This window comes from Vibrio sp. 10N.261.51.F11, assembly GCF_041471665.1.
Taxonomy (GTDB): Bacteria; Pseudomonadota; Gammaproteobacteria; order Enterobacterales; family Vibrionaceae; genus Vibrio; species Vibrio crassostreae_C.
Map to the genome: position 1 here is coordinate 45494 of NZ_JBFROW010000057.1, position 9947 is coordinate 55440.

General features: G+C 43.4%; 5 protein-coding genes. 4 read left to right on the top strand and 1 reads right to left on the bottom strand.

The window, feature by feature from the left end; all coding sequences use genetic code 11:
* Positions 1-136: 136 nt before the first annotated feature.
* The gene (locus AB4351_RS17265; RefSeq protein ID WP_017061215.1) at positions 137-2116 is read right to left on the bottom strand and encodes a replication initiator protein RctB domain-containing protein; all 1980 of its coding nucleotides are present in this window, start codon (positions 2114-2116) and stop codon (positions 137-139) included.
* Positions 2117-3377: 1261 nt separating this feature from the next.
* On the opposite strand from AB4351_RS17265, the gene AB4351_RS17270 reads away from it, so the two are divergent.
* The 4 genes from AB4351_RS17270 to AB4351_RS17285 all read left to right on the top strand — a co-directional run bounded on the left by AB4351_RS17270 (position 3378) and on the right by AB4351_RS17285 (position 9854).
* Positions 3378-4595 carry a ParA family protein gene (locus AB4351_RS17270; protein WP_017061213.1) on the top strand — a complete coding sequence of 406 codons (1218 nt, stop codon included), beginning with the start codon at positions 3378-3380 and terminating at the stop codon, positions 4593-4595.
* Positions 4596-4600: 5 nt separating this feature from the next.
* A complete protein-coding gene (locus AB4351_RS17275) occupies positions 4601-5575 on the top strand; it encodes a ParB/RepB/Spo0J family partition protein (RefSeq protein WP_017065141.1) in 975 nt (324 codons plus the stop codon).
* A 93-nt stretch (positions 5576-5668) separates the two neighbouring features.
* Positions 5669-7762, top strand: coding sequence for a GNAT family N-acetyltransferase (locus tag AB4351_RS17280; RefSeq protein ID WP_372126706.1), 2094 nt, complete (start codon positions 5669-5671; stop codon positions 7760-7762).
* Between the two features lie 421 nt (positions 7763-8183).
* Positions 8184-9854 (top strand): DUF342 domain-containing protein, encoded by a 1671-nt coding sequence (locus AB4351_RS17285; protein WP_017071245.1) that lies wholly within the window; start codon positions 8184-8186, stop codon positions 9852-9854.
* Positions 9855-9947 lie beyond the last annotated feature (93 nt).

Sequence of the window (9947 nt, forward strand, 5' to 3'; positions counted from 1 at the left end):
GATAAATAATAATCAACTAGATGCGCTACTTTGTCATCACTTTGTCAGCGTTAGGTGCGATTTTAATCAGCACCTAATGTGTTCAAAACTATCCATTCAGCGACGGTAAAACAGGCTTATCGCGATAGGATAATGACTAGTGGCCAATCGCCATTTCATCGAGCGCAAGGAACACGTTTTCGTCTAAATGACCTTCATGAACTTGTTTACACACTTTACGACGCACCGCTAAACCAGAGATCAAACGTTCAATGGACAGATGTCGATTGCTGGTGCTATCTCGGTCGTTATATAGCTCAATCAAGCGACTCAGTGTTTCGTATGGGATAACGTCCTCCCCTACTCTCAACCAATCAAGCTTCTCAATGAGCTCTGAGCACTCTTCTTTGATTGAGGCATGTGAGTGCCCTGTCATAGCAGATAAAGCCGTTATGCTGCGTTCTAGAGCCTCTGCAGAGGTATATTTAGAGAGAGTAATCATGATCTCGTCAGCGTTGATCTCAACAGAGTGTTTACGCTGCTTAACTCGACGTCCCAATTTGCCTCTTGGCGACGGTGCTTTACGCTGAATGGGTTCAAACTCACCATCGATAATCTCAGACAGCTCTTCCAGTTTCTGCTTAGACACCATTTCGTTACGAAGTGGGTTCGGCAGCGTTGGTGCCATATTACGCTTACCCGCGTTAGTGGTACGCGCTCTTGAGTAACGTAAGACCTCTTCCACATTACATTTGATATCTACCTGATAATCAGTCGTTTTCCCTTTTTCGATCAACGCGGTGATCGTCAAGTGATAACCCCATAGATTAACCAGGAAGGTATCTTCTTGATCCCCGACTTCACCCAGCTTTCTGAGCTCGCGGATCAGATCCATCGAGAAACGACGCCAATCGATGTTACGCGCCAATTTCTGGTTGAGCTCACTGAGCAACATGCTATCTGAATGGCGACGTGCCATGCGGCTTCTAAAGTACGAATACACTTGGAAAACCAAGGTATGTTGCTTCAGGATTTCTGGCGGAAATAGGAAGAAATAGTCACGCGTCAGCAGCTCTTCGTAGAACGAAGGTTCCCAAACCAGGATGTATAGGTTCGGTTTAATGCGAATTTCGCCGTCAGAGCCCTCTGTAGGCGCTTCTTCCGATGCTGTAATGGTTCTAGCTAAGAATCGGAAACGATCACTCTTAAAGCCTTCTGGCATGTTCTCACTAAGCCAGCGACCTGTAAGCTCATGCAGTTGGAAATCCGTGAATTCGATACGATCAATACTGTCGCGGATCGAATCACGTGCAGGGCCGCTGTCTTTCTTGCCACGTAAAGACAAAATATCAGTGATGTAGAGTGGTGTTTTGTTCGGCGTGTGTTTCGCGTCTAGGTGGTAATCATCTTGGTGATGATCATGATATTGAACGGTGAGAGTGAATAACGCGAATAGCGTCATCAGATCGTCAACGGTCATGATATTTTTAGAAGATCGTGTCTCGATTACAGCGCGAGTGCCAGAGATCGAAACCATGGATTTCTGGTAGCTCTTACGAGTTCTAGGTGGCGCTAACGCTTGATCAATAATCCCCGCCCAATTGGTTGGCGAAACAATGAATTGATCCGCTTCATCTTTCATCGTTGGTGGGGTATTCAACCCATGTTCATTCAGTAAGCGCTTGTTTACTTTGGTTTGAGCTAGGGCTTTAGAGCGCTTTTGCTTTTCATTTTGCTTCACGCTTTCTGTCACTAAGCTGGTGGCACCCAGCACCGATATCAATTGGTTTGGGTTCACAAAGCGATGCAACATGGTTTTACCAGCAAGGCCTTCTTCAAAGCGAACGGGGATTTGTTTGAACAATCCGATATTAACTGCAGCTCTCAGCCTTTGCTGTAAGGCTGCGCGAGTGACTTGACCATCGGTTGATTCAATAATCTCAGTGGTGGAAACGTACCCGTCTTTACTGCTAAACCCACGAAGTGAAATTAGGTTAAGAAGCTCAACTATGCTTTTGGTGACACCTTTGAAGTGTTGATATTGTTCTATCCATTCAACGGCTGTTTCAGATACCTCAAATAAATGACCATCTTTGTGGCTTCGTGCCTTAATTAACAATTTCTCTTCTGGTTTCATTTTTGATCCGTATCACACTAACCGTAATTTCACTATAGTTCCTGAATGATAAAGAAAGAATGATCATAAATAAAGAGAATTTATTGGCTTTTAAATAACTGATCTTTTTGATTAATATGATCTTAAATGATTAAGTGATCTAATGATCTGGACGTGACTTTGCTTATAAGTGGCTGAATTTAAAGCATTAAAATAAATCGCCTTGGAAAGCATGATCATAAAGGTTCCGAAACTATGATCATTAAACTTAAGAAAGCATGATCACAGAACATCAGAACGATGATCATTAAGTCATTGTAAGCATGATCATTATTGGTTCGAAAGCATGATCATTATACTTATACAGCTTATCCACAGATCGGAATTCAACATCGGTTTCTAAGTCGCTTTTGACTTGTCTAAGTGGACACTTGTGGCGGCCGATCTATCGGAACAATGATCAAGAGAGCATACTTTTTTATCGTTCCTACCCTATTGAGTGCAAAATTTAGTCTGTATCCGCTGGAAATGGATTGCTTTGATGTATTTAGCGCTGGTGGGTCTTAACTAGGAAGCATGATCATGAAATTGTCATGTTTGTGTATTCTCGGTCTGTGTCGATTGAATTTTCAATCATTGAGCCCTTATTGGTGTTGAATCCCCATTCCAAAAGCATTTGTCCGTAACTTAGCTCATAAATTGCATGCTTCCGGAACGATGTTTACTTGATCATTTTTCCGGAAATTGATCATTTCCAATGTTCAGTTGCTCGGATCAATATTGCTCAGTTTACGCCTTGATCATGCTTCATAATTTGGCGTTATTAATTATCTTATACTGGATGTGTTCCATGATCATTCTTCCGGTTGAACTCCAATCCTTTGTCGTTTTTTGACACCCCATCTTCTCTTCTGTTTTGAATCTTATTGTTCATTGAGCGTTTTTTAATTTTTATTGTATTGAAAATCTATAAATTCGAATGCAAATCACACCAACCGTAATCTACGGTTGTATTTCAATCGTTCCGAAGGTTTTTCGCTGAAATTCCATTTACATTGTAAATAAGTGATGCTGTAACATTTAAAATGTAGGTTAGAAATAACATGGTTATGCATGATAAAAGCGGTGATTTTTGTGTTTGTCTAAGGCGATGTTTCATCAAATTGTAAAAACGCGGTCTATTTTATGTGATTTCACTCATAAATGTATGTTCATGTTTTTGTTGTGTTTGTTGTTAATCGCTGTACAATTTGTACTTAGTTAATCATTACGGAAACTGGCAATGAAAAGAGAACAAACGATTGATAAGCTCTATCAGCTAGCCGAACAAACTCAACAAGTTCAGGCTGACCGAATTGAGATTATTTTGGAAGAGCGAAGTGATGAACATTTCCCTCCAATGTCTAAAGCTATGATGGAGACTCGTTCTGGTTTAACGCGTCGTAAACTCGATGAAGCGATCACTAAACTTGAAGCTGATGGCCATCAGTTTACAAAGAACAACGCCAATCATTACTCGATTTCATTGACAGAAGCTCACATGCTGATGGACGCGGCAGAAGTGCCAAAGTTCCATGAACGTAAGCAGCACGCTGACAATAAGCCATGGATTATCAACGTACAAAACCAGAAGGGTGGTACGGGTAAATCAATGACAGCGGTTCATTTAGCCGCTTGTTTGTCTCTGAATTTGGATAAGCGCTACCGTATCTGTCTGATTGACTTGGACCCACAGGGCTCTTTGCGTCTGTTCCTAAATCCACAAATTAGTGGGGCAGAGCACGACAGCATCTATTCTGCCGTCGATATCATGTTGGACAATGTGCCTGAAGGCCAAGATGTCGATCTAGAGTTTCTTCGTAAGAACGTACTATTGCCAACTCAGTATCCAAACCTGAAGACAATTTCTGCTTTCCCAGAAGATGCGATGTTTAACGCTGAAGCGTGGCAAAGCCTTTCACAAGATCAGTCACTTGATATTGTTCGTCTGTTAAAAGAGAAGCTTATCGACAAAATCGCCGATGATTTCGATGTGATTATGATTGATACCGGCCCGCACGTTGACCCTCTAGTATGGAATGCAATGTACGCGTCGAACGCACTTCTGATTCCATGTGCAGCTAAGCGTTTGGATTGGGCTTCAACGGTTAACTTCTTCCAGCACTTACCAACGGTTTACGAAATGTTCCCGGATGACTGGAAAGGGCTCGAATTTGTTCGTCTAATGCCAACTATGTTTGAAGACGATAACAAGAAACAGGTGTCAGTTCTGACTGAAATGAACTACCTGTTGAATGACCAAGTAATGATGGCAACCATTCCAAGAAGCCGTGCTTTTGAAACCTGTGCCGACACTTACAGCACGGTTTTCGATCTAACGGTGAGCGACTTTGAGGGCGGTAAGAAAACTCTAGCTGTTGCTCAAGACGCAGTACAAAAAAGTGCTCTAGAATTAGAGCGCGTATTACATAGCAACTGGCCTTCACTTAATCAGGGATAACAACAATGGCAATTAAAACATCTGACTTAAATGCAAAGCTATTTGGTAAAGCAAACAAACGTCGCGTAGCAACACCACAAGAAGCGCAAACAGCGGCAAAAGAACAGGCTCAAGTGATCGAGCTTTCTGTTGCTGGCGAAGATCTGGTTTCATTTGAATTGGTTCGAATTCCTGCGGCTGAAGTGGCAACTCGAACGGTTGTTTTTGAAGAGAACGCTCGTGAACAATCTTTCTTAAACGAGCACGCGCTTTCTGATGTTCTTACAACATTGAAAGAACGTGGTCAGCAATACCCTGCAGTTGGTCGTAAGAACAAAGACGGCAAGATTGAAGTTCTTGATGGTAGCCGTCGTCGTATGTCATGTATTTTGGCTGACAAAGAGTTCCTAATCTATGTTGCTGAAAACATTAACGGCGAACACGCTAAGTTCCTATCAGACGTAGCTAACGCTCATAAACCGCTTTCTCTTTACGAGAAGGGCAAAGAGATGCAAGCGAAGCTGGATAAAGGCGAAGCTGAAGATCAGAAAGCACTGGCGAAAATGTTCCAGTGCAGTGAAGCTTTAGTGAGTGGTGCATTGAAAGCAGCTGCTCTACCACTTGAATTGCTACAAGCTTACCCAAATGTGAGCGACCTTGGTCGTCCAACTATTGTTAAACTGCACAAGCAGTTTGGTGGATTGACGAGTGAACAGCAGCAAACACTGCTGACTAAGTGTGATGCTTCTGAAGGTTTCGTATGGCAGCGTAGCGAAGCTCAAGGCGTAACTCGTCTAACCAAAGACGTGACCGAAACATTGGAAGGTTGGATTCTTGAATTGGCGCCAGCGCCAGCGAAGAAAGCTTCTCCAAAAGTTGAGCTTATTAAGGGCCGCGCATCATACAGCCGTAAGGGTTCAAACTTGGCGTTGAACCTTAAGAAAGTTGATGATGCAACAATGGAAGAAATCCTCGCCTTCGTTCAATCGAAGCTCGACTAAGTCGACGACTTTTCATTACTCCTCTAAAGCCGCTTAATGCGGCTTTTTATTTGGCTGTGATAAACTGTGTTTAGATGAATCTGGACGCTAACTATGACAAACCCAACCAACACTTTTCTACATACACTTTCTAATATTGCTCAGCATAACGATCACCGTTACGGCGTGGTCTTTGATGGCGATTTTTATTGGCAAAACTCTGCTGTTTTTACCTTCCTTCAAGATTCAAACACTCCGAGCATCTTCCAGGTTGGCGGTACGCCATTTGAAGGTGTGATTCATGCTCCAGTAAAAAAAGGCCAACAACTGCTTGGTCGTGAGTGCCAAGTTCTTGTTTGTGATTTTAGAGAGCAGTTCGATGCGAATGGTTTTAGTGCCGCGTTGGGTTCGTTAGTTGGTGGTGGGTTGTTGTTGGTGTTGCCGCCAAAAGTTAATGCCTCTGAAGATAGTGAAAGCTTTGGCCAACGTTGGTTAAAACGTCATTTCGATAAACTGATGTCTGTTTCACAACACAATGAAGCCTGCGATGTAGTTCAAGCAACTCACGTTCTTCCTCAGATGCAAAGCGCCCAAAACGGATTGGATAAATTTGAACAGCAAAACACGGCTGTTGAATTAGTCAAAAAAGTGGTGTCTGGACACCGTAAACGTCCTTTGATTCTCACTGCGGATAGAGGGCGTGGTAAAAGTTCGACATTGGGTATTGCCGCTGCGCAGCTGTTAGTTGAGCGTCACGGGTTTAATATTGTTGTTACCGCACCTTCAGTGAAAGCGGTAGAGCCGGTATTTTCCCATGCTAGCCAAGGGTTGGAATCTTGCGAAGTGGTAAACGCTACTCACATTCGTCATCAAGGTGGCAGTTTAAGATTCGTCGCAACAGATGAATTACTTAAATCTAAGCCTGATTGCGATCTGTTATTGGTTGACGAAGCAGCTGCAATTTCAATTCCGATGCTTAAATCCATGGTCGACATCTATCACCGTATGGTCTTTTCAACCACGGTACATGGTTACGAAGGCAGTGGGCGAGGGTTCGGTATTAAGTTTGAGTCTTGGCTTTCTGAGCATCGTCCGGGGTGGAAAGGCTTTAAGCTCGAACAACCGATTCGTTGGAATAACAAAGATCCGCTAGAGGATTGGTTGTTTGATTGCTTTCTACTTGGTAATGACGCATCAGTCACTGAATCGGCGGTTGATGAACTCGATGGCTTTTCTGCTGACGCAATCAAAAAATTAAACTTAGTCGAGTTATCAAAAGCAGAATGCTTGGCTAATCCTGAGCAGCTACAACAATGTTTTTCTCTTCTTGTGGATGCGCACTATCAGACCTCGCCTAATGACTTAATGCAGTTTCTCAACAATCCAGCAATCCGTTTATACGCCGCTTGGCAGCAAGGTGAATGTTTAGGTTGTATGTTGGTGACGGAAGAGGGTGGTTTGGACAGCGAGTTGATTACTCAAATTCAACTTGGAAAACGCAGGCCTCAAGGTCACCTTGCTCCAGTATTACTGGCAAACCAACTTGGCTGTACTCATGCGGCGAGCAGTCGTTGCCTTCGAGTGATGCGCATTGCTGTTTCAGCGCGTCATCAAGGTTTGGGTATTGGCCGTTGGATGTTGGCTCAGTTATCACAGCAAACCAGCCAAGCAGATTATCTGGCGACAAGTTTTGGCGCGACCAGCGAATTGATTTCTTTTTGGCGTGGTAGTGAATTTGAAGCTGTGCACATCGGCCACCAGCGAGATCAGGCCAGTGGCTGTCACTCGGTTCTGATGGTTAAGGCGCTTAACTCAAACTCTCAAGGCTGGATAAGCCAAGTTCAAAATCACTTCGAGCGTAGCTACTGTTTTCTTGTTTCAGGTTCTTTGGTTTCACTTGAAACCGATATGGTACGAGCGCTGCTGCCAAAGAGTGTTCACACTGTTAGCGAGTTTGAAACTCAGTTAGTTAGAAATCACGTGAACGGTGGCAACAGTTATGATGCGATCAGCTTCAGCGTACTGAACTTGATTCTACTCAGCAACGATCGAAACATAGGTATTTCTGACTTACTCATCGCAAAGGTTGTTCAGCAGAAAGAGTGGGGGACTTGTGTCGAACAGTTTAATCTTGTTGGTCGAAAACAAGCAGAGATTCAGTTTCGTAAAGATGTCGATGTTTTGCTAGCAAATTTACAGTGTAAATAGGCTAGCCATCATTTAAATAGACTGACCGCTACAAATTAGATTTACAGTGTAAATTAGAATCTTGGATTTACACTGTAAACTGAAGCTCCATATTGAAAATCCGTTTTTACCCTGATTATCTGTTACATCACTTCTGTTTCATCTCACCACTACAGCCTTTAATCTTCTAAAGCTATTCGCCTTTACTATCTTGCACCAATATCGAATCGACATTCAATCGCACGAAATATTCTGAAAAAATTTTCCTATGTATTTGTAAAGGCGAAGCAGATCATAAAATGTGTAAGTCTTATTTATGAGTCATGTTTGCAGAATCGAAAGTAAGTGATGTGACGCTGATTATTCTAATAATGTGATACTCAGCGCAGAATGAATTATATAGACTGAATAACAACTGAGTCATTAGGGATACTCAATTCGAATGTGGGATAACATCGTTACATTGTCGGAAGACAAGCAACAAGTAATGGCATGTCTGCCAACCGGGACTGTGGTTGACGCAAGCTTTGATAACAAGACGCTGCCACCAACCTTGGAAGCTTTGAATGCATCAAACTATTTTCTTTTCGAAGAAGAGGTGTTGCGTTTCGTTACTCTTGCTAAAGAAGGTAAGGGTGAAGCTTATGAAGGAATCTTGATTGCCGAAGTTCGAAATGCCACTGTTGCGGTCGAACTGTCTGATGATGAGATGTTGGCGAGCCTCGTGGTCACTGGTCCCTACAATGGACACCCACTGCGTGGCAGCGACATCATTCATTGTTTATCTCAAGCTCAAATAACAAAAGGAATAAATAAGTTAGCGCTCAGAAAAGTTCTGATGATGAGTAGCAAACTTAAGCCCGGCGAAAAGTTTACTCAGCCAGCCGCTAAAGGGACACAACCAGTAAAAGGTAAAGACGCTAAGTTTGCCGCTTTGGTTGAAGATATTACTCGTCAAGTATTGAAGCCTCGCAGTAAAGACGAAGGCAAGATTGATATGCGAGACTTGGGACAAACCATTACCGTCGGTCAAAATGATCACTTAATGAAACGAACCCCCGCTACCAAAGGCATCGCTGGCTTTACCGTTCAAGGCCGAATTATCCCACCGCTTCCTGGACAAGACAGTTTAATCAAGCCTGGAAAGGGCACTTACATCTCCCCTGAAGATCCCAATTTACTACTCGCCTCACACCCTGGATTGCCCATCATTAAAGACCGAACCATCGAAGTGGATGACGCCTTATGTGTCAGCAACGTCGATGTCTCAACTGGGCACGTTAAATTTAAAGGTAATGTCTTTGTCTCTGGCAACATCGAGCCGGGGATGATCGTCAAGGCGACCGGAAGTGTTACGGTTGGTGGCTTTATCGAATCGGCCGAAGTGCAAGCTCAGGGGGATATCAAAGTCGCCAAAGGCATTATCGGCCACACGACCAAAGAGGGTGAGCCAAAAAGTTGTAAGGTATTCAGTAAAGGCTCTATCACAGCAAGCTACGCACAGAATGCCGAGCTACAAACGGCCAATGACCTTCGACTTGGTGTGCACAGTATGAGTAACGACATTCGCTGTGGTAACAACCTTATCGTGATGGACAGCTTGAAAAAACACGGCACGCTAAGCGGTGGTGAAGCCAAAGTTGGCGGAAAAGTAGAATGTGTCTTCTTAGGTGTTGAGGGAGACACCGCAACTAAGGTACATGGTTTTGCGCGCTACGATGGTTACCGCCAAAAGATAGCTGAGCTGAAGGAAACTTATAAATACACTCAAGAGCAAACCATGGGTGTGATTCGCCAAGAGTTAGAATTTAAGAAGCGCCCGAAAGCAGAGAGAAGCGAAGAGCAAGCCCTAGAAATAGAGCAGCAACGTGAGAAGAATAACCTCGCAATAGAAAACACAAAGTCGCAGCTAGATACACTCGAAGCGGAGTTTGCAACCAACCTTGCTGAATGCACTGTAGAGGTACACGAAAAAGTGTATACCCGAGTGACGATTCAATTTGGTGATGAGACAGTCACAACCAAGCGAACCCATGGTGGAAGTGTTTTCTCATTCAACCAATACGAGATCCAATGTTCATTCAAGATGGAGCAAGAGGATATTGCTTTGTAGACTTTTGTGCTGAACACAAAGTTACGTATGGTTAAGGTGCCGATACTGACAAATAAAAAAGGGGAGCTGATGCTCTAATGCCGTTCACTTAAG

Excerpts from the sequence above, each read along its gene's own strand:
- AB4351_RS17270 (WP_017061213.1), top strand. The coding sequence starts at position 3,378 with ATGAAAAGAGAACAAACGATTGATAAGCTCTATCAGCTAGCCGAACAA.
- AB4351_RS17275 (WP_017065141.1), top strand. The coding sequence starts at position 4,601 with ATGGCAATTAAAACATCTGACTTAAATGCAAAGCTATTTGGTAAAGCA.
- AB4351_RS17280 (WP_372126706.1), top strand. The coding sequence starts at position 5,669 with ATGACAAACCCAACCAACACTTTTCTACATACACTTTCTAATATTGCT.
- AB4351_RS17265 (WP_017061215.1), bottom strand. The coding sequence starts at position 2,116 with ATGAAACCAGAAGAGAAATTGTTAATTAAGGCACGAAGCCACAAAGAT.
- AB4351_RS17285 (WP_017071245.1), top strand. The coding sequence starts at position 8,184 with ATGTGGGATAACATCGTTACATTGTCGGAAGACAAGCAACAAGTAATG.